22 protein-coding genes are annotated in these 18,781 nt (G+C 44.9%); 14 read left to right on the forward strand and 8 right to left on the reverse strand.

Annotated elements, in window-relative coordinates; genetic code table 11:
- The first annotated feature begins 589 nt into the window (after positions 1 to 589).
- Positions 590 to 1,222 (forward strand): lytic transglycosylase domain-containing protein, encoded by a 633-nt coding sequence (locus tag ACXADE_RS01630; protein WP_474978784.1) that lies wholly within the window; start codon positions 590 to 592, stop codon positions 1,220 to 1,222.
- 71 nt (positions 1,223 to 1,293) lie between these two features.
- Here the strand turns inward: ACXADE_RS01630 and ACXADE_RS01635 are convergent, their stop codons facing one another.
- The gene (locus ACXADE_RS01635) at positions 1,294 to 1,845 is read right to left on the reverse strand and encodes an NADPH-dependent FMN reductase (protein ID WP_474978785.1); all 552 of its coding nucleotides are present in this window, start codon (positions 1,843 to 1,845) and stop codon (positions 1,294 to 1,296) included.
- A 316-nt stretch (positions 1,846 to 2,161) separates the two neighbouring features.
- Here ACXADE_RS01635 and ACXADE_RS01640 point away from each other — a divergent pair, with 316 nt between their 5' ends.
- From ACXADE_RS01640 to ACXADE_RS01665, 6 genes are all read left to right on the forward strand, one after another.
- Entirely contained in the window at positions 2,162 to 2,443 is a 282-nt protein-coding gene (locus ACXADE_RS01640) for a YkvA family protein (RefSeq protein WP_474978786.1), read from the forward strand.
- Between the two features lie 73 nt (positions 2,444 to 2,516).
- Entirely contained in the window at positions 2,517 to 2,933 is a 417-nt protein-coding gene (locus tag ACXADE_RS01645; RefSeq protein ID WP_115825158.1) for an organic hydroperoxide resistance protein, read from the forward strand.
- A gap of 83 nt (positions 2,934 to 3,016) precedes the next feature.
- The gene (locus ACXADE_RS01650; protein ID WP_474978787.1) at positions 3,017 to 3,367 is read left to right on the forward strand and encodes an iron-sulfur cluster assembly accessory protein; all 351 of its coding nucleotides are present in this window, start codon (positions 3,017 to 3,019) and stop codon (positions 3,365 to 3,367) included.
- Positions 3,368 to 3,476: 109 nt separating this feature from the next.
- On the forward strand, positions 3,477 to 4,088 hold the full coding sequence (locus ACXADE_RS01655) for a metal-dependent hydrolase (RefSeq protein ID WP_474978788.1): 612 nt from the start codon (positions 3,477 to 3,479) through the stop codon (positions 4,086 to 4,088).
- Between the two features lie 1,205 nt (positions 4,089 to 5,293).
- Entirely contained in the window at positions 5,294 to 6,316 is a 1,023-nt protein-coding gene (locus tag ACXADE_RS01660; RefSeq protein WP_474978789.1) for an AimR family lysis-lysogeny pheromone receptor, read from the forward strand.
- Between the two features lie 16 nt (positions 6,317 to 6,332).
- Positions 6,333 to 6,470, forward strand: coding sequence for a hypothetical protein (locus ACXADE_RS01665; RefSeq protein ID WP_474978790.1), 138 nt, complete (start codon positions 6,333 to 6,335; stop codon positions 6,468 to 6,470).
- 101 nt (positions 6,471 to 6,571) lie between these two features.
- Here ACXADE_RS01665 and ACXADE_RS01670 read toward each other — a convergent pair whose 3' ends face one another.
- Positions 6,572 to 8,080, reverse strand: coding sequence for a BCCT family transporter (locus tag ACXADE_RS01670; RefSeq protein ID WP_474978791.1), 1,509 nt, complete (start codon positions 8,078 to 8,080; stop codon positions 6,572 to 6,574).
- A 287-nt stretch (positions 8,081 to 8,367) separates the two neighbouring features.
- On the opposite strand from ACXADE_RS01670, the gene ACXADE_RS01675 reads away from it, so the two are divergent.
- The 5 genes from ACXADE_RS01675 to ACXADE_RS01695 all read left to right on the forward strand — a co-directional run bounded on the left by ACXADE_RS01675 (position 8,368) and on the right by ACXADE_RS01695 (position 13,209).
- Positions 8,368 to 8,934 (forward strand): nucleotidyltransferase domain-containing protein, encoded by a 567-nt coding sequence (locus tag ACXADE_RS01675; RefSeq protein WP_474978792.1) that lies wholly within the window; start codon positions 8,368 to 8,370, stop codon positions 8,932 to 8,934.
- Positions 8,935 to 9,129: 195 nt separating this feature from the next.
- Complete coding sequence (locus ACXADE_RS01680; protein WP_474978793.1) at positions 9,130 to 10,644, forward strand: glycine betaine uptake BCCT transporter; 1,515 nt, start codon at positions 9,130 to 9,132, stop codon at positions 10,642 to 10,644.
- Positions 10,645 to 10,865: 221 nt separating this feature from the next.
- A complete protein-coding gene (locus ACXADE_RS01685) occupies positions 10,866 to 11,681 on the forward strand; it encodes a DUF368 domain-containing protein (protein ID WP_474978794.1) in 816 nt (271 codons plus the stop codon).
- 72 nt (positions 11,682 to 11,753) lie between these two features.
- Positions 11,754 to 12,071, forward strand: coding sequence for a thioredoxin family protein (locus tag ACXADE_RS01690; RefSeq protein WP_474978795.1), 318 nt, complete (start codon positions 11,754 to 11,756; stop codon positions 12,069 to 12,071).
- A 55-nt stretch (positions 12,072 to 12,126) separates the two neighbouring features.
- The gene (locus ACXADE_RS01695; protein ID WP_474978796.1) at positions 12,127 to 13,209 is read left to right on the forward strand and encodes an FAD-dependent oxidoreductase; all 1,083 of its coding nucleotides are present in this window, start codon (positions 12,127 to 12,129) and stop codon (positions 13,207 to 13,209) included.
- Positions 13,210 to 13,289: 80 nt separating this feature from the next.
- Here the strand turns inward: ACXADE_RS01695 and ACXADE_RS01700 are convergent, their stop codons facing one another.
- From ACXADE_RS01700 to ACXADE_RS01725, 6 genes are read right to left on the reverse strand one after another with little or no spacing between them, the layout of a single operon-like run.
- On the reverse strand, positions 13,290 to 13,931 hold the full coding sequence (locus ACXADE_RS01700; protein WP_474978797.1) for a TVP38/TMEM64 family protein: 642 nt from the start codon (positions 13,929 to 13,931) through the stop codon (positions 13,290 to 13,292).
- Positions 13,928 to 14,710: an ABC transporter ATP-binding protein gene (locus ACXADE_RS01705; RefSeq protein WP_474978798.1), complete on the reverse strand. Its 783-nt coding sequence runs from the start codon at positions 14,708 to 14,710 to the stop codon at positions 13,928 to 13,930. The genes ACXADE_RS01700 and ACXADE_RS01705 overlap by 4 nt, the downstream gene beginning before the upstream one ends.
- Before the next feature lie 25 nt (positions 14,711 to 14,735).
- Positions 14,736 to 14,900 (reverse strand): ATP-binding cassette domain-containing protein, encoded by a 165-nt coding sequence (locus ACXADE_RS01710; RefSeq protein ID WP_474978799.1) that lies wholly within the window; start codon positions 14,898 to 14,900, stop codon positions 14,736 to 14,738.
- Positions 14,897 to 15,697 (reverse strand): ABC transporter permease, encoded by an 801-nt coding sequence (locus ACXADE_RS01715; RefSeq protein ID WP_474978800.1) that lies wholly within the window; start codon positions 15,695 to 15,697, stop codon positions 14,897 to 14,899. The genes ACXADE_RS01710 and ACXADE_RS01715 overlap by 4 nt, the downstream gene beginning before the upstream one ends.
- Positions 15,694 to 16,545 carry an ABC transporter permease gene (locus tag ACXADE_RS01720; protein ID WP_474978801.1) on the reverse strand — a complete coding sequence of 284 codons (852 nt, stop codon included), beginning with the start codon at positions 16,543 to 16,545 and terminating at the stop codon, positions 15,694 to 15,696. The genes ACXADE_RS01715 and ACXADE_RS01720 overlap by 4 nt, the downstream gene beginning before the upstream one ends.
- The gene (locus tag ACXADE_RS01725; RefSeq protein WP_474978802.1) at positions 16,526 to 17,749 is read right to left on the reverse strand and encodes an ABC transporter substrate-binding protein; all 1,224 of its coding nucleotides are present in this window, start codon (positions 17,747 to 17,749) and stop codon (positions 16,526 to 16,528) included. The genes ACXADE_RS01720 and ACXADE_RS01725 overlap by 20 nt, the downstream gene beginning before the upstream one ends.
- A gap of 157 nt (positions 17,750 to 17,906) precedes the next feature.
- Here ACXADE_RS01725 and ACXADE_RS01730 point away from each other — a divergent pair, with 157 nt between their 5' ends.
- Together ACXADE_RS01730 and ACXADE_RS01735 are read left to right on the forward strand one after the other, a co-directional pair.
- Positions 17,907 to 18,509, forward strand: a complete 603-nt coding sequence (locus tag ACXADE_RS01730) for a class I SAM-dependent methyltransferase (RefSeq protein WP_474978803.1) — start codon at positions 17,907 to 17,909, stop codon at positions 18,507 to 18,509.
- Between the two features lie 19 nt (positions 18,510 to 18,528).
- Entirely contained in the window at positions 18,529 to 18,780 is a 252-nt protein-coding gene (locus tag ACXADE_RS01735; protein ID WP_474978804.1) for a DUF2164 domain-containing protein, read from the forward strand.
- Position 18,781: the final 1 nt, after the last annotated feature.

An 18,781-nucleotide genomic window follows, 5' to 3' on the forward strand; every position in this document is an offset into this window, starting at 1 on the left:
ACCCGCGAATTTGTCTGTTTTCCGAGCTAAAGCAAATGTGTTTTCTTGTTAATGAATGCCTAACATTTGGGTGAGAGATGAAAAGCTTAAAAAACTCTTCCGAAAATAGGAGTTTTATATTTATCGAGGGCTATGTGAAGGCGGGGTAAAAAAAGAACCTCCTTTTGAATGGGCAAAAGGAGGTGGATGGTACTTGCCTTTTCATTGAAGGGAGACAGACCATGAAATCTACAGTTTATTTTTCCTGGCGGGGAAAAATAATAGGGTGATTCGAGAGAAACAAAAGAGAGTACATCAAGAAAGAAATGATTACAAATATAAAGAAACATATGCTTAGCCGTGGACAACCAGCACGGCAGCACGTGCACGATTTAGTATCTCTTTTGCTAATTCTTATTGTACCACCTTTTCATGGGGTGCTGCTTTGGGAAAAAAATGTCCGAAAATCATCACTCAATGGTGGTTTTAAGAAAAGTTTTTCTCAAGTTTTTACTACTATTGGTAAAATGTAAAATATATTCAAAGGGTTGATTGTCCAAAAACCTCGAATCTTGTACACTTGATTTATCAAACATATGGAGTGGAGTATATGGATGTGAGTAGAATCCAACTAATGATTCAAATGCAGGCCATGTCTATGTTAGGAAATCGACAGTCGAATAGTTACTCTGGCGGTATGCAGGATATGACGTTTCAACGTTTCTTAAGTGCTGCGATGGAGCAGTCTTTCTCTGAACAGGTGTCAGTTCCAGAGAATACGGCCTTTTACACAGGAAGCAGCTTCATGCCTCAGTCAACTCCCGTTGCTGTGCCACAGGTCAGAAAAACGGTAGCTGTTCCGGAGGTTACTGGAGGGGATTCAGATTTGGATCCGCTGATCCAGAAAGCTGCAGAACGCTACGGAGTCGACGAAGCGTTGATTCGGTCTGTCGTCAAGGCAGAGTCAAACTTTGATGCCGGGGTGGTGAGTCACGCTGGAGCTCAAGGATTGATGCAGCTCATGCCGTCTACCGCAAAAGGACTCGGTGTATCTGATCCTTTTGATCCTGAACAGAACTTGATGGGCGGGACCAAATATTTAAGGCAGATGCTCGATCGCTACGATGGGGATAAACAATTAGCGCTGGCTGCTTATAATGCCGGGCCTGGGAATGTAGATCGGTACAATGGCGTTCCCCCTTTCAGGGAAACCCAGAATTACATAACCAAAATACTTGGTTGAATAGAAAAAAACGGAGGTCATTCCTGACCTCCGTTTTTTGGATGAGGAAGCACGTTCGTTTCCCCTGGTTCTTATTTATCAGGCTCAAGTTCCCTGCTCATCTGCATGTACTGGTTGAATACGATGGTCATTTCCTTTAGACGGTTGCGGACATCTTCATCGATTAGCTCACCCTGCGTGGAAAAATGATTGGTATGAGTGTATACGTAATTTGGAGTGACCATACACCGGAAATAATTCAAAATCGGTTTCAGCTGGTTTTCTACAACTAGATGGTGCTGAAGAGTTCCTCCGTTTGCGACGATGGAAACCGGTTTATAACGCATGGAAAGTGGAGAAACAGCATCAAAGACGTTCTTCAATGTTCCTGGAATCGACCCCTGAAACACAGGGGTCGCAATGACATACGCATCGGCTTCTTCGATTTCATTGATTAATCGCTTCATATCGTCATTATATTCTTCAGCGGGGCGACCATCTACGAATTGCAGCTCGTAATTTTCAAGATCCACAATTTTCGTTGTATGATCGGTCGGCAGCTGTTGTATATATTTTTCAATTTCACTAAGGAGCGTCCGGGTCTTTCTCCCGACAATCGTTCCGTTCAATAGTAGGATCTTCATGACAACTTTCTCCCCTTCACTTTTCTTGAGCTATGTTATCGTATGCAGAATTTCGTAAAATGGGCTATGTATGCAGCTGATGGTAGTATATGTCGATATCGTCGAGTTATCGTCAGGAATTTCTGCGGGTTTGGATATGCTCAAAGTTTCGCCCGTCCTTACGGTCAGGTGTGACGGTGTCCGGGACGACCGCACATGTACCGCTTGCTGTCTTTTCTTTTTATGGTAAAGTATACGTCTTATTTAAGCAATTGTGAGCATTCACTCTGCTTGATGTCGAAGAAAGATGGGTATAGTATGAAGAGGAGGGAAGAGGATGGTCCGTTTATGGCGAAGGATTAAGTTTCTTTTCAATGTTAGAAAATCGGTACCTTTTCTGGTGCAGTTTTTTAAATCAAACCATGTAAGCGCAAAGAAAAAATGGTTTTCGGTCGCGCTTTTACTGGCTTACCTTATGTTTCCATGGGACATCATCCCGGATTTCCTCGTATTTCTCGGTCTTGTCGATGATTTAGCTGTTTTCACTTACATTATGCAATGGATGGTGAAGATGGCTCCTGCAGAATTGAAGCAGGAGTTTCGTGTCTATGATGAATAGAGAGGTTTAAACAACGGCAGGATGAGGAATGAGAACGTTGTGGATTCTATTATTAGTCAAGGAGTGATGAATAATGAGTAATGTTATGTTTACAGCACATGCAACAGCACAAGGTGGACGTAATGGTCACGTTAAATCAGATGATGGTTTGATTGATTTGAACCTTTCCATGCCTGGTGAAGGTGATGAAAAAGGATCGAATCCGGAACAACTATTTGCTGCTGGTTATTCCGCCTGCTACGATGGGGCTCTGAACCTGGTTGCAAGTAAACAGAAAAAAGATATCGAATCTGAAATCACTGCTGACGTCAGTCTTTTAAAAGATGAATCAGATAATGGGTTTAAAGTAGGCGTTGTTCTGAATGTGAAAGTGAAAGGTGTTTCACAGGAAGAAGCGGAATCCCTAGCGGAAGAAGCACACAAAGTATGTCCATACTCTAAAGCGACCAGCGGGAACATTGACGTTGAAATCAACGCAAGCGCTGTATAAAAAAGATCGTTATCATCCCTGGTGGAGTTTCCACCAGGGATTTTTATTTTGCAGTAGGAGAAAATAGGGGCGGATGATCGTAGATGGATTCATTTCGTTACCAGCAAGCCTGGCAACTATGGTATTTTATAGTCGGAGGGGTGAAAAAGATGAAGATCACCGACCAAGCAAGAGATTTGTTGAATCAAATTTTAGAAGATGAAGACGCGGGATGTCTGCGCTTGTTTTTTGCAGGATACGGATGCGGGGAACCGGATATCGGGATGACCATTGGAGAACCGGAGGGCGATGATGAACTTCACCAAATCAATTCTATTCCCGTAGCCATAGACGCAAGAATTGTTCATATGACGGAGAATTTGACCATTCAAGGCAAGCAGACGATGGAAGGTCCGAAATTCCAGTTGACCGGACTTCCGGCAAGGGATTGTTAAGTTCGATCACCCACGTTTCTGTGGGTTTATTTTTATTGGAAATTATTAAAAGAAATGATGAAGAAAACTATTCAAGAGCTACTTAGAAAAGAGAGGATTGCTGTACACCATGATGGCATCAGGACACCAGGTTGTTGGATTCACTTTCGGTGTAGGGGCTATGACGTTGCTTCCCACCTTTGAATGGATGCCTGCTCAACCACTTCAAACGATATTGTTTTTTGTATTTGTATTATTCGGTTCCCTTCTCCCGGATATCGATACGCCTACTTCTACTCTCGGAAATAAATTCTGGCGGGGGCTTATGACATTATTCACCTTAGCCTTCCTCTGTTACCTGTTTGTTCCGGAGTATCTCGATACCTACAGGGACCAACTTAAAATATTCGTCATGCTTCTACTTCCCATTTTGATTATGATCCGCGGACATAGAAAGATGACTCATTCTGTTTTATTCGTGGGAGTCCTTATCGGGTATGGCATCGTTCTTGAGCAAGCATTGGCTATTCCGCGCATGTATATCGGGGGCTTAATCATCGGGGTCATCTCCCATCTGTTCGGTGACTACATAACAAAACAAGGGATTCCGCTGGCTTATCCCTTTTCGAAGAAATACTTACAGTTTATCTTTACCTTCCGCACAGGCTCCAACAGTGAGCGACTGATCGTGTACAGTCTGCTCCTATGGAACGTATGGTATCTCACCTCAAACATTTTCTGACACTACATTCATGTAGTGTCTTTTTTTGGATAGGCTCTGTTAACGTTTAGTGTTGAAATTACTGCAAAAAAGGAACTTACAATTTATATTTGGCTTATTCAGCTAAAGCTCCCGTTTGTGGAAGACTCAGTTTCGAGATGTTTGTGTGATTCTAGGGGGCTCCGGGAAAAGGTTCGCTTTCCATGGGGCGGGCGGTGAGCCTCCTCAGGCTACGCCTTCCGGGGTCTCACCTGTCCCACACGTCCCATAGGAGTCTCACCGTTTCCCTCCGCCCCCTTTACCTTATAAGTGTCTCGAAACCACTTTGAAAAGGGTGAGCTTGAATGGTTGAGGTTCGAACATCTGTATGGATTCGTAAGATTCCAATTCTTCTCCCCTAGGCGGGCAGATCGTGCGTAGTATCAAGCATTTGCGTATGCTAAACGTTAATAGGGTAGAGATGATATCATTCCCTTCTCTTACCCATACAAGCTGATTTTTCAAGTAGTGGTTTCGAGAGACTTATATGGCAAAGGGGCGGAGGGGAATGGCGAGACTCCTATCTTAAGTGTGCAGGCGCCTCGTTCAGCGGCGTATGGACTGGACTGAGCTGGAGGAGATAAAGGAAACACGAAGAACGAAGAGATTCGATGTTGACTTATCGTACAGAAGCGAGGGAAGTCTCACTTGCCGCTAGGCGCAGAAACCGGATATCTACGAGGAAGAGAGTGCTTGGTGAGACCCCGCAGGACGTAGTCCGAGGAGGCTCACCGCGCTCCCGCGGAAAGCGAGCTATTCCACGCAGCCCCATCCACTCAAAAAACATCTCGAAATCAAGTCTTCAACAATCCTGCCATTTAGCGAAAGGCTCCGTTTCGAAATCATAATCCAACAAGATTCAATGGTTACATCGTGAAAGGAGATCATCTAGAGGTTTCGATACTTAGAAATAAATTCTCTTTTACCATCCTATCATTTATGGTCACTTCCATCTGTTGATGCAAATATCAACACTGACCTTTAACAGATCCTTTGGATAATTTCAGGTGGAGAATGATTTCTCCCGAAAGTACGGAAAGATTAACCGGTTTATGTAATAGAGGTTTTCTATGAAAACTAAAGGTAAAAATATCCAGTTGTATTTCAAATTCTTTAAATAGTGTATAGACATATTTTCGAAAATTCAATAAACTAAAAATAAAGACCGATTTGGGAGGGAAAGTGTCATGACAGACTACCAACTGATTGAACCGAGCCCATTGCGGAAATTACAAATGAGCCGCACTTCCTCTTTATATCTCGTATACTTGGAATTTCTGAAAAAGTATCCGAGAAGAGATGCTGTCCTACATACGAAGGATCATATTCTCTCCCATTTCCCAACCTCCATAGACGAGCAGATTGTAAGTATGGAATTTTTCTATATGAACGATTTTTTTGAAGAGCTTACTGTGATTATTTCTTCTCCATACATCCATGAAGAGGCGAAGTACCTCTATCGAATCATCCTTGCTCAAACCACTAGTGAAAAGGTTACGAGCCATTTGGACGTTTTGAAAGAGCTTCAATTTTCACACCCATCTCTGCAATGCCTGCATTTATTCACCCTCATATACTCCTATCAGGATTTGAAGATATTTACGGCTTTAGATAAGTATCTGGATGAATGCGACCGGGCCTTGCAGAAGGTTGATGAACCTTTGATGTATTATTATTTGAATCAGCGCTATCAAGAGCTGCTATTCTATCACTATTGGAAAACAAACAACTCCATCCTTGCCAGTCGCTATGCTTACAAGATGATCAACACAGAAATTTCTCCAAGAAGAAAGAGCCGGATGCATCATGACCTGGCCCTCTGTCAGCTTTTTAATGGTTATGAATCTTCTATAGAATCGTTGCAAAAGTCGATGGAAATCGCTGAGAAGCATGGGCAGATACGATTTTTGGACATGGCCAGAAACCATACGCTTCCGTTCATATCCGCTTTCCACCTTCAAACCGAAGGAGTTTCGACCACAGACCCAGTAGAACAAGCCCACCTTGCGTTAGCAAGAGGGGAGTATGAAACCACTCAGCAGCTTCTGGGTCCTCTTCCATCCTTAACTCCCTTTCAAGAGAGTTATTTAGGACTTGCGACTGGCGACAGAGAGATGTTGAGGAACTCTTATCTGCGTTTCATCCATGAACAAGGGGACTACTTTTTTGCTCAAGTTCCTTTGACTTATTTAAAGAGAATAGATAAATAACAGGAGGTCTATTTGTATGAGAAGGTTCATGATCACTTTATTCGCTTTTCTAGTTCTACTCGTCGCTGGAACATGGGAATTGGAAGGGACGGCACTCACTTATGATGACCCTGGGGATGGAGGGTACTGGAGTATTGAAGACCCAGAGGTTTAAAAACTCTGTGAACGTTTAGTGTGGATATATTCAGTAAAAAGAGGAACTTCAAAGATTTGAAGTTCCTCTTTTTAATTGGGTTTTTCAGTTCCGTATTTTTGTTATTCTTTCTTCTTAGTAGATCTCTGTGGCAGGGGCTCTTTTCGAATCATCTTCGTAAAGGCATAAACGAACAAGATGATGATGACTGTAAATGGCAGAGCAGAAACGAGAGAAGCCGTCTGCAGTGCGTCCAGCCCTCCAGCTACAAGGAGTACACCAGCAATCGCTGCCATCAGGACTCCCCAGATAACTTTAATGGCGAGAGCAGGGGTTAAACTGCCGTTCGTCGTCATACTGGCCAAGATATAAGTGGCAGAATCTGCAGAGGTAATCAGGAATGTCGCAATCAGCAGAATAGACAGGAATGAAAGAATTCCGGTGAGCGGCAGGTATTCATAGGCTTCAAATAAGGCTACTGTCACGTCGTTATTCACGGCTTCAGCAATTTGTGTCCCATTGTTCAAATCACTGTTTAACGCCGTTCCTCCGAATACAGCAATCCATAAACAAGCAATCAGCGGGGGTACCACAAGGACGCCGAATATGAATTCTCTAATGGTTCGGCCGCGGGAAACACGGGCCACGAAAGCTCCGACAAAGGGCGACCATGCAATAACCCACGCCCAGTAGAAAATCGTCCATTCACGGAGCCAAGTTCCTCCCTCATATGGAGTCAACCTGAGACTGTACCCGACGAAGTTGGTAATATAATCACCCAGACCTAAGGTGAAGCTGTTTAGGATGAAAACAGTAGGTCCTGCAAAAAAGACGAACAAAAGCAAAAGCAGGCATAAGGCCAGATTCAGGTTACTCAGCCACTTGATGCCTTTTTCCAGTCCTGTACTGGAGGAAGTTAAGTATAAGATAAGAAGGACACCGGTGATGACAAGCTGGAACGTTGTGCTATTCGGTATCCCGAAAACAGCATTCAATCCTCCATTCATCTGAAGGATGCCAAGTCCCAGGGAAGTCGCGATTCCCATTACAGTCGCTATAACCGCCAAGGAGTCAATGGTGTATTTTACAGGTTTTGACTTTCCGAGCACGGGTTCAAGTGCAGTTGATACAAGACCGTTTTTATCTTTCCTGAACTGTAGAAAACCGATAAGCAGTCCCACAATGGCGAAAACGGACCATTGGTTAATTCCCCAGTGGAAGAAAGAATATCCCATAGCGACTCGTGCAGCATCTTCGGTCTGAGCTTCCATGTCCGGGAACGGCGTTTCAAAATAGTGACTCATCGGTTCAGCCACTCCCCAGAAAACAAGTCCCACTCCGAATCCAGCGGAGAAAAGCATTCCAATCCATGTGAAAAATGGGAATTCAGGCTTGGAATCCGGGGGACCGATTTTAATTTTTCCATATTTGCTTAATCCCAAGGCCGCTAGAAAAATAACGAAGCCGAAAACGGATATAAGATAAAACCAGCCGAAATTGATCGTGGTGAATTCGAATAAGGATCCGGCGACTGTACCGAAACCTTCAGGGTTGACCGCTCCTACGATGACAAGGACCGTGATGACTGTAGCGGAGATGATGAGTACAGGGTTTTTGAGTTGATCTTTCATCGTGGACTCCTTTCATGAATCATGAGATGAACATGAATTTTATAATCGATTAGATTATTCCCTATAATTTCCTATGAAAAACATATCTCTTTTACTCATATGATACACATCCTGTTATGGAAAGCCTGAGCGTATGAAAAAATTCTAGATTCGGGTGGTCGATCCGGCGGAGGTTTTCTTTTTGCAGGCGATCTCCGTACGAGATTGGCTATACTTAACGTATATGGATCGTCCCTTCGTGTTAAGGACGAAGAAAGGTAACGACTGATCATAAAGGATGAATGTCTATGTTTGAAAAGTGTGAGGAAATCTCCCGGTGGTTGAGTGCTTTTGATCGTCCGTGGATGTTTGCTGGAGGCTGGGCCTTGGATCTTCATATAGGAGAAGAGACAAGGCACCATGACGATGTGGAGGTGGTCATCTTTCGGGAAGACCAACGAAAGCTCTATCGATTCTTGTACGCCTGGGATCTGCAAATTGTTGAAAGAGGAAGTGACCGGCGATGGGAGGGAGAGAGGCTTGAACAGCCGATTCATGAAATTCATGCTTTTTCTCAGGAAGGTGATCTCCTGGAAATTTTTCTTCATGATAAAAAAGGAGAGCACTGGCATTACAGGAGAGACCCGGGCATTACTTATGATAGTAATCATATGCAACTGCGATCGGAACAAGGGTATCCGTACTTAAATCCTGAGATTGTTCTTCTTTATAAATCTGAAGACACGAGAAAGAAGGATGACCAAGACTTTCTTCATGTATTCCCTTATTTGAACGAACACCGAAAAGAGTGGTTAAAGCAAGGACTAATGCACCATCAGCCAAACCATCCTTGGCTGGAGCGTTTGCTTTATTAAGGTTCATCGTCTTAAATTCACGTGAAAATATAGCCTTGGAAGCAGCTGTTTTCAAGGCTGTATTCATGTAGAAAAAACTCGAGACCTTGTTTATTTTTTCTCCTTTTGGGTATTCGATATACATACATCGAATGACCTATCCCCTGAACATCTCCCCGTATCGAAAATACGCACAGTTTCGGAAAGGAGTTAAACATGAAGAAAGTTACATCCGTTTTTTGGGTTACATTAGCCATTGCATTATTTTCAGTCGTTTGGGGCGCTGTTGCTCCGAAGAACCTAGAAAGCATCACCGGTAGTATCCAGTCTTATATCTCTGTCCATTTCGGGTGGTATTACCTGCTGATTGTCACCGGGTTTGTCATTTTCTGTCTTTATATGATCTTCAGTCCATATGGGAAAATGAAGCTTGGAAAGGCCGACGATACCCCTGATTATAATTACGCTACGTGGTTCGCCATGCTCTTCAGCGCAGGGATGGGGATCGGTCTCGTTTTCTGGGGGGCAGCTGAACCGATTTATTTCTATGCGAACAATGCCCCTACAGCCGAAACGGGAACCGCAGCCGCTTTGAATGAGTCCATGCGTTTTGTATATTTCCACTGGGGTGTACACGCCTGGGGAATTTATGCAATCGTTGCTTTGGTACTTGCCTATTTCAAGTTCCGGCGAGGGGCCCCGGCATTGATCAGTTCGACACTTGAGCCTTTGTTTGGTGACGCTATGAAAGGTCCTTGGGGGAAGTTCGTTGACATTATCGCTGTGTTCGCAACGATTGTCGGTGTAGCAACTACCCTCGGTTTCGGTGCAGCACAGATTAATGGTGGGTTGACATTCTTAACACCATTAGAGGATTCATTTCTCATTCAACTCGTCATTATTGGAATCGTGACGGTATTGTTCATGATTTCCGCTTATACGGGTTTGAGCAAAGGAATCCGTTATTTGAGTAATACGAATATGATTTTAGCAATCGCCCTGCTTGCCATTATGTTGGTCGTAGGCCCCACATTATTCATTATGAACATGTTTACGGATACGATTGGAGCTTACTTACAGAACCTCCCATCCATGAGTTTCCGTCTTGCCCCGAATAGTGAGGAAAACCGGACGTGGATCAATAACTGGACGGTTTTCTATTGGGCCTGGTGGATCGCCTGGTCCCCATTTGTCGGTATATTCATTGCCCGTGTATCCAAAGGGCGTACGGTCCGCGAGTTCTTATCAGGCGTCCTGCTCGTTCCGTCTGCCGTAGGATTCCTTTGGTTTTCCACCTTTGGATCTTCAGCCATTCAGGTCCAGCAGGACGAAGGAGGACTTTCTGACTTAGCGACAGAGCAGGTCATGTTTGGTACTTTTGACAATTACCCGATGGGACTGATTCTGTCCATCATTGCTATGGTATTGATCGGAACGTTCTTTATTACATCTGCAGACTCTGCAACTTTCGTCCTTGGGATGCAGACGACGAACGGGTCATTAACGCCACCGACGATGGTCAAGTTCGTCTGGGGGATTATCCAGTCTTCCATGGCGGCTGTCCTCTTGTATTCCGGAGGTTTACAGGCCTTGCAGAATGCCCTCATATCAGCCGCCTTTCCGTTCTCTTTCATTATGATTCTGATGGTCGTATCTTTATATAAAGCCATCCGAGCAGATAAAATCGCGCTAGATCGAGGGAAGAATAAAGAGGAGAAGAACTCAGCTTAATGATCATGAAAGGACTTTCGCTAAGGAAGCGGAAGTTCTTTCTTTATGCATCTTAAAACTAAGAGAAGGCGGGTTCCCTCTTGCCTTTTACTCTAAAGGATCAATCCAATGGGGGTTTTCCACTCTTTGTATTTTCTTTTAAGAAAATGTATCATAAATTCTTAGAGGAATCTGATAGAATAAAAAGGAAATAGGGTTAGATAGATAAAGGAGCCAGAGATATGTGGGAATGGAGAAATATTTATCGTGGTATGTTGATGGGGGCGAGTGACGTCGTTCCAGGTGTGAGTGGAGGGACGATCGCTGTCGTTCTCGGTATTTATGATCGCCTGATTGAAGCCATCAACGGCTTTTTTAGTAAGGAGTGGAAGAGGCACTTGAAGTTTCTGCTGCCGCTGGGCATCGGAGTCGTCATTGCTATCGGTTTGATGGCCAATTTGATTGAATGGTTATTCGAACACTATCCGGGACCGACGCAGTTTTTCTTCCTTGGACTTATTATCGGGGTGCTTCCATATTTAACGCATAAAGCTGATGTGAAACACAACTTTAAAGCGAAGCATTACCTGTTATTATTGATTGGCACCGCATTGGTCGCTTCGATGGCCTTTTTCCAGACGACAGAGTCTGATCCGATGCAGAATTTAACGTTTGCCGGATATGTCCTATTGTTTTTCTCCGGTTGGATCGCAAGCAGTGCTATGATCCTTCCTGGCATTAGTGGTTCATTCATCCTGTTGATTATCGGTGTATATACAACGGTGACATCAGGAATTTCCGACTTTCGGATTGATATTATCGCTGTCGTGGGGGCTGGCATCGTATGCGGCATAGTAGTCATGAGTAAGATTGTGAAGTTCTTCCTTGAGAACTATACGTCTGGAACTTTCGGGGTCATTATAGGCCTTGTCATCGGTTCTGTATTTGTCATTTTTCCAGGGGTGCCTGGATCCGCAATCATGATGATCGTCAGTATCGCTGCCTTCCTTGGAGGATTGCTTGCAGCATGGTTGTTGGGAAGAGTGGAATATAAGTGAGCCTGATGAAAGACAAATCCACCCATTTTGGGTATGATAGGAAGTAGCTATTGATAAAGGAGATTGAGTTTGATGGAAACCATTCATACAACGGATAAATTCAATGAAACGATCGCAAGCGACCGGCCGGTCATTGTGAAATTCGAAGCGGACTGGTGCCCGGATTGCCGTCGCATGGATATGTTTATTGGAGACATTCTTGAGGAGTATAACGGGTACGATTGGTATAATGTCAATCGTGATGAACTGCCGGCGATCGCTGAGAAGTATGAAGTGATGGGGATTCCAAGTATTCTGATTTTCAAAGATGGAAATAAGAAGGCCCACCTTCATAGTGCGAATGCGAAAACTCCTGAAGAAGTAGAGGAGTTTCTACAGGCAAGTCTTTAAGAACCACGTCCACATGGTCCTGCCATGTGGGCGTTTTCTGTAAGGAGGTGCTCTTTTGTCGAAAAGGTTATTACTTGTTGGGGCCGGTCATGCTCACCTTGAGGTTCTGAACCAGTTGAGTAAGGAGTCCTGGAGGCAGATCGATGTCTGCATGATTACACCTTCCCCGTACCAGTATTATTCCGGAATGTTTTCCGGATACACAGAGGGTCTTTATTCAGAAGAGGATATCAGGGTGGACATCCGCAAATTAGCGCAATCTGCCAACGTCCATTGGATTCCGAAAAAAGCAGCATACATACGACCACAACAGAAAAAGGTCGTCTGTGATGATGGATCTGTCTATCCTTTTGATGTTGTCAGTTTTGACATTGGATCGAAAAGTCTTCCTTCCTCTTTTGAAGACACCCCTGCCCGAACCATCAAGCCTAATTATGAGTTCACGGAACAGATCAGGACGTTGAGGGAAACCACGAAGCCGTTGATTGTTGGAGGCGGGGCAGCAGGGACTGAGCTTGCGATGTCCATTCAGTCGTATAAAGATAAATATGAAATCCCTGGACAGGTACGATTGATCACGTCTGAAGGGATCCTGGCAGAAGAACCGAAATGGATCTCGGCCAGGCTAGAGAAGCTGTTAGAGAAAAAAGGGGTGCGCATGTGGCAGAATGAGCGGGTGGAAGAGGTTTTCGACGAATTTGTAAAGACGGATCATGGCAACCGTGTCCGCCATACAGGTGTCTTATGGCTCGGAGGTGCGCTGGGTGATCCAATCTTCGAAAAGTCTTCGCTTGCTATTGATGAGCGTGCTTTCGCTCTTGTCCGGTCGACGCTCCAGTTCCGTGATTATGATTTCATGTTTGGTGCAGGAGACTGCGTTACCATGGTCGATCATCCTCACCTGCCAAAGAGCGGGGTGTATGCCGTGAAACAGGGTCCGGTCCTTTGGGAAAACCTGAGAAACTATCTTTCCGGTCAACCTTTGGAAAGCTATACTCCACAGAAGAACGCACTCTATATTTTATCAACAGGTGGGAAGAAAGGGTTTCTCGTTTATGGACCACTCAGTTCACATAATAAAAAGGCGTGGCAGTTGAAGAACAAGATCGATCGGGAGTTCATGGAAAAGTATCAATAAAAAGAGTCTTTGAAAGTGTCTGAAAGGGACACTTCAAAGACTCTTTTTTGTTCCTGTCTAACGGTTGATTGGGGCTGCAATTAAATATTCAGCCAATTTCTTACTTTATTACGGAAGAAATAAGTAGTGACGAGCAGAAGGGTGAACACACTGAAAGCGACAAAAATCAATGTGCGATCTCCGCTTGCCAGACTAGTTCCAACAAGGCTGTAGGCAAACGTTCCTGGTAACATGCCGATCACCGTCGCCAGGACGAAGGGAAGAAATTTCACTCTGGTCACCCCGGCGAGGTAGCTGAGGATGTCGAATCCGACGAGGGGGATGAGTCTCAGGATGAAGACATATAGAAATCCCTGGCCCTGCATCCGTTCGTAAATGTTTTCTGCCCACTTTGACTGGTGGAATTTGACCACGGAATCCCCGAAGAATCTTCCCATGATATACCCCGTCACCCCAGCCCCTGTGGCACCGATGACAATGTAAAGCATTCCCGGCCAAATTCCATAGGCGAAAGCTGCAGCAAGGGATAAGACAGAAGTAGGGAATACAACGATGGGGCCGATGGCATACAATCCCATAAAGATAAGGGGGCCGATCGCACCGAATGATAAGATATAGGTCCGGATATTATCAGCGTTTACGTCAAAGCGGGAGCGGATATACCAGGCGATTGTAATGAAAACAGCCAGGAAAAGAATCGTACGTACAATATCTTTCTTCATAAACGCCCCTCGCGATCCCGGAAGTTCTGAATGGATCCGGATGGGATCATCAGTCGTACGTCACTTGAATCCGGCGTGGTTTGAATAGGCAGGGAAATCTTCTTATTCAGTGTTTTTACGTAGAGATGGGCAATCGGTCTTCCATGTTGATATGTGATGTGCTCTACTACCGCATCAAAGCAGACAGCATCTTCCGGTACATCCGGCTCGTCCATTCGGATGTCTTTCAGCGGAGCGAACTCGTCATCGTTCAGAATAAGGTGTCCTCCTAAAAAGGAAGCGACTTTTAAATTAGCTGGATTGGCGTGAAGTGCTTCTGCCGTTCCGATTTGTTGAAACGTCCCGGACTCGAAAACGGCGATTCGATCCCCCATGATCATCGCTTCTTCCATATCATGCGTAACGAAAACGGCCGTAGTTTCCCGGGCGACGAGAAAATCCCTCACCCAATATCTTAGGTCCTGCCTTAAGGATGGGTCGAGGCTGCTGAACGGCTCGTCGAATAAAATGACTTCCGGTTCAGTCGCCATCGCGCGGGCAAGGGCAGCCCGCTGCTGCTGTCCTCCTGATATTTCAGAAGGGAAATGATTTTGATAACGACTCATTCCGATCGCATCCAGTAATGTGTCGATCTTTTCCTTTGAATACTTTTTCGAGACCTTTGCTCCGTATGCGATATTTTCTTTAACCGTCATATGGGGAAACAAAAGCGGTTGCTGGAAAACCAGACTGATGTTACGTCGGTTCGCTTTCTGGGTGGTGATGTCTTTGCCATTCATGATCATTTCACCCCCAGACGGCTTCTCAAGACCTGCGAGAGATGCGAAGCAATGTTGTTTTTCCACTGCCTGAAGGACCGACGATGCTGAGGATTTCTCCTTTTTCCAAATGGAAAGAAAGGTCATCCAAAACGGTATCTTGGTCAAAGGTTTTTGTCATTCGTTTTAATTCCAACTTAGTTTGTTTCATCGATGATTCCTCCATGGCAATCGAGAATAAGGGAGAAACATCATCAGAGCTTCAATGATGATGTACATAAGTACAGGTACCAGAGCAAACCAGAGAGAGAAAACGGCCATGGTGGACGTATTAGCATTTTCGAGAAAAGGAAAAAAGACAAGTGGTAAAGTCAAGACTCTTCCGCCTCCGATAATGGCCGTGATCGCATATTGGCTGAGGCTGATAACCATCGTTAAAAAAGTGAGACTCCGAATCGCGGGCCTCAATAATGGCAGCTCAATGGTGAAAATCTGCGTCCAAAAACCTGCACCCAGAATATGGGGTTGTTCCATCATCGCTTTTCCGATTTGCTGGTAGCTGTTATGAAAAATTTTAATGCTGTACGGTACTGTAGGGACTAGATGGATAATCATGACCCCCCAGATCGTATCAGCAAGCCCGATTCTGATCATAAAAAGATGCAGCCCCATTGCGATGGCGAGGGAAGGGATCAGAATCGGAGTCAGAAGCAAGGCTTCCAACCAGGCTTTTCCGCTGGAAGTATGAGAAGTTAATGCTTTTCCTGTAAACAAACCGACCATAACATTGATGCCCCAGACGACAAATCCAATGCCAAGGGAAGTGATCGTCGCTTCCCATAGTTGTGGGTTCTGAAAAAGGGCCGCATACCCCTGCCATCCCCAAGCAATGGCTTTCCCGGACGCAATACGCCACGGACTACTCAAGCTTTGTAGAATGAAGAGGGTGAGGGGAGTGACGAATAAGGTCAGGGTGAAGAAATAAAAGAATACTTTTCTGCCTATCATTGCCGGTCCCCCCTCATCGCTCTCCATCTGGGTCTGTTCAAGCTGTAATAGCCGATCAAGGTCAAGGCCAATAAAAAGATGCTCATCAGAACCATCGTGGCAAAGGCCAAAGGCCGATCATCCCATGAGCTTCCATAGAACCATTCATAGCTTAGAACAGAAACCATCTCAGGAAACGTAGTACCGATAAGAGCAGGCACCTCATATGCTCCCAGTGTGAAAGAGAAGATGATTAAAAATGATTCCACTAGAACAGGAAAGAGGTGTGGCAGATCGACCGCGGTGAAACGGTGCCACGCATTTCCTCCCAAGTTGTCGACGAGCGAATAATACTCAGGACGTATGGTTGCGTACACAGGAAAAAGCAGCAAAATAACCAAGGGGATCTCTTTCCATACATAGGTGATGATGATGCCGATCCCATGTAAGTCCCTCGTCCATACCGGAAATCCTGACGTCTCTTCCAGCCAGCCCCAGGAAGTCAAAACCTGAGCGATCCATCCTGTTTCAGAAAGGAGGAGAATGACCAAGTACCCCCAGACGAAGTGTGGAAACAGCATGGGAATCCAAACCGTTAACCTGGGAGGTAGGGAATGAAGCAATGGGTGGAAAGCCTTTGTTAGGGCAAGTCCGCCAAGTATGGATAAAATGGTCGCGATTCCAGCTGTCCGTATACTGAAGAGGAAGGATGATAAGAACCGCTCCTTTTCTAATACTTCTTTGTAATAGAGGAGGCTTCCATCCCCAAGGCTTTGGCGTACGGCATCGATGAATCCATAAAAAGGAATCAACAGGAAAACGAGGGCTGGTAGAAAGAGAAGGATTGCTTTATGGTTGAACAACTTCATTGAACCACTGTTCCTTCATCCAATCGACATAAGCAGCTTCTGATTCTGGAAGGAAACTTTCTTCAAGTTGTGAAGGTGGTAGAACACTCTCTCCGCGTTCAACCGCTTCAAAGGCTTGCTTCATGTCCTCTGGTAATTTTTCCAGGCTGATCGTTGTGTTCTCTCCCCAATATCCCGGCTTATACTTTTCAAGCTGAGCTTCCGGGGATAAAAGGAAGTTGATGGCTGCTAGGGCGCCGGGTTGATTCGGACTGTTGTAAGGAATAGAGAGAAAATGAGTGTTCCCAATAGATCCGGGTTCCATGACGAAAGACCGTGTAGAATCAGGAAACACTCCTTCTTCGATGAGCGATTCAGCACGTGATTCGTTATAACCCATCGTCATCCAAACTTCCCCTTCGCTGTATAAACGGTCAAGTTCTGTCAGACTGTTAGGGTAATGTTCTCCTGAGCGCCATAGATCGCCCTTTATATCGTTCAGATAGTCCCATGTACGTCCAGCCACCGAACGGATCTGCTCTTCATCAAATGCTTCTTCATAAATTTCAGAAGGTTGATCGGCCTTTGCATAGAGCACATGCCTCAAAAAGGCGTTCCCTGTAAAGTCTTCTGCCCGTGGATAGGTGAACTTCCCGGGGTTCTCACTCACCCATGATTTCAGCTCTTCAAAAGTGGAAGGAGGCTTATTCACTTTTTCACGATCGTAATGAAAGACAAATTGGACTTTACCCCATGGGGCTTCCATACCTTCTACCTTTGTTCCGAAATCTGTTTGGAAGGCGGGGGCATCTGTTTCGTAATACTTCTTGAAATTCGGCAGGACATCTGTAAAAGAGCCCATCAACAGTTCATTCTCTTTCGCATTTTTGAAGTTTTCACCATTGATCCAGATGAGATCAATCGAACCGTCTCTTTTGCCCGCTTGTTTTTCTGTTTGTAACTTTTGTAAGATTTCCTGCGTGTTGAGGGGGACGCGTTTTAGCGTCATATCATATTGGTCTTTCAGTTTAGGAGTAACGTATTCATCAATATAAGCATTGATGCCTTCATCGCCCCCCCACATGTATAGGCGAACTTCTGTACCGTCCGCTTCTGTTTCAATTTCTTCCCAGGAAGCTTCCGTCCAGTCCTTCTTATCGGCGGACTCCCCGCAGGCCGTGAGGAACAGAAGTGTGAGAAGTAAGATTGCAACAACTTTTTTCAAATAGGATCCCCCCTGTGGTGATCATTGTATAGGTTTAGCATAAATCCCTCTGTCACTTATCATACAAACAATCCAGACAGAAAAAAACTAATACTTCTTTTGTAATGCGTAAAGGCGTCAATGTTCGGGTATGAGGACGGAAGAGGAGGGGTGAAAGATGATTTATGAACATTTCGCTAAACCTGAGGGATTTGTAGGGAAGCTTGCCGGGTTGTTCATGGAAAAAGAAAATCAGGAATTGAATGACTGGACGTTGTCTTTCCTGAATATTCAAAAGGGAGACCATGTGCTGGAGATCGGCTTCGGGTCAGGAGATGCCTTGAGGAAGGCTGGGGCTATGAAACCACAAGTTTTATATGGGATCGATCCATCAGAAGCAATGGTCGACATGGTATTGAAGAAATTCTCTCAGGAAAAACATCCTGAACAAGTCGGTATCTTTCAGGGGGAAGCGGGTCAACTTCTCCATTTTCACCATTCGCTGGATAAAGTCTACGCAGTCAATAATGTCACCTTTTGGGAAAATCCCATAGAAGTCCTTTCTCACCTTGAGGGGCTGCTAACGGAAAACGGTAGAATCGCCCTGACGATTGTGTCCCACGAAAAAGAAGCGACGGACGACACCACGGAAGTTCTGGGAGGGCAAATGCAGAATCTCCTTATAAAAGCAGGATTCAAACACGTACGCACCCATTTTAAGCCGGAACGACCGAACGCAGCCGTTTGTGTGACGGGCATGAAAAAGGATGTGGTACGATAATGGAAAAGGAGGCATCTGTATGAATTTGAAAAAAGAAGAAAGAGAATACATGGTGGACCAGGTCAAAGAGTATTTCGAAATGGAACGTGGAGAGGTCATCGGTGATCTCGCTGCGGAGCAGTTTGTACATAAATTAGCGGAAGAAATGGGGCCGTTCTTCTATAACAAAGGGGTGGAGGATGCCAGGGGAATGGTGGAGCAGAAGGTGATGAATCTTGATGAAGATCTTCGCTCTCTTGAGCAGCCCGCAGGAAAACCGACACGCCGATAAA

It is taken from the genome of Halobacillus sp. ABR2_026 (genome assembly GCF_056158545.1).

What these genes read in the sequence shown, in the direction of transcription:
- ACXADE_RS01630 (WP_474978784.1), top strand. Translation starts at nt 590, where the DNA reads ATGGATGTGAGTAGAATCCAACTAATGATTCAAATGCAGGCCATGTCT.
- ACXADE_RS01635 (WP_474978785.1), bottom strand. Translation starts at nt 1,845, where the DNA reads ATGAAGATCCTACTATTGAACGGAACGATTGTCGGGAGAAAGACCCGG.
- ACXADE_RS01640 (WP_474978786.1), top strand. Translation starts at nt 2,162, where the DNA reads ATGGTCCGTTTATGGCGAAGGATTAAGTTTCTTTTCAATGTTAGAAAA.
- ACXADE_RS01645 (WP_115825158.1), top strand. Translation starts at nt 2,517, where the DNA reads ATGAGTAATGTTATGTTTACAGCACATGCAACAGCACAAGGTGGACGT.
- ACXADE_RS01650 (WP_474978787.1), top strand. Translation starts at nt 3,017, where the DNA reads ATGGATTCATTTCGTTACCAGCAAGCCTGGCAACTATGGTATTTTATA.
- ACXADE_RS01655 (WP_474978788.1), top strand. Translation starts at nt 3,477, where the DNA reads ATGATGGCATCAGGACACCAGGTTGTTGGATTCACTTTCGGTGTAGGG.
- ACXADE_RS01660 (WP_474978789.1), top strand. Translation starts at nt 5,294, where the DNA reads ATGACAGACTACCAACTGATTGAACCGAGCCCATTGCGGAAATTACAA.
- ACXADE_RS01665 (WP_474978790.1), top strand. Translation starts at nt 6,333, where the DNA reads ATGAGAAGGTTCATGATCACTTTATTCGCTTTTCTAGTTCTACTCGTC.
- ACXADE_RS01670 (WP_474978791.1), bottom strand. Translation starts at nt 8,080, where the DNA reads ATGAAAGATCAACTCAAAAACCCTGTACTCATCATCTCCGCTACAGTC.
- ACXADE_RS01675 (WP_474978792.1), top strand. Translation starts at nt 8,368, where the DNA reads ATGTTTGAAAAGTGTGAGGAAATCTCCCGGTGGTTGAGTGCTTTTGAT.
- ACXADE_RS01680 (WP_474978793.1), top strand. Translation starts at nt 9,130, where the DNA reads ATGAAGAAAGTTACATCCGTTTTTTGGGTTACATTAGCCATTGCATTA.
- ACXADE_RS01685 (WP_474978794.1), top strand. Translation starts at nt 10,866, where the DNA reads ATGTGGGAATGGAGAAATATTTATCGTGGTATGTTGATGGGGGCGAGT.
- ACXADE_RS01690 (WP_474978795.1), top strand. Translation starts at nt 11,754, where the DNA reads ATGGAAACCATTCATACAACGGATAAATTCAATGAAACGATCGCAAGC.
- ACXADE_RS01700 (WP_474978797.1), bottom strand. Translation starts at nt 13,931, where the DNA reads ATGAAGAAAGATATTGTACGTACGATTCTTTTCCTGGCTGTTTTCATT.
- ACXADE_RS01705 (WP_474978798.1), bottom strand. Translation starts at nt 14,710, where the DNA reads ATGAATGGCAAAGACATCACCACCCAGAAAGCGAACCGACGTAACATC.
- ACXADE_RS01710 (WP_474978799.1), bottom strand. Translation starts at nt 14,900, where the DNA reads ATGAAACAAACTAAGTTGGAATTAAAACGAATGACAAAAACCTTTGAC.
- ACXADE_RS01715 (WP_474978800.1), bottom strand. Translation starts at nt 15,697, where the DNA reads ATGATAGGCAGAAAAGTATTCTTTTATTTCTTCACCCTGACCTTATTC.
- ACXADE_RS01720 (WP_474978801.1), bottom strand. Translation starts at nt 16,545, where the DNA reads ATGAAGTTGTTCAACCATAAAGCAATCCTTCTCTTTCTACCAGCCCTC.
- ACXADE_RS01730 (WP_474978803.1), top strand. Translation starts at nt 17,907, where the DNA reads ATGATTTATGAACATTTCGCTAAACCTGAGGGATTTGTAGGGAAGCTT.
- ACXADE_RS01735 (WP_474978804.1), top strand. Translation starts at nt 18,529, where the DNA reads ATGAATTTGAAAAAAGAAGAAAGAGAATACATGGTGGACCAGGTCAAA.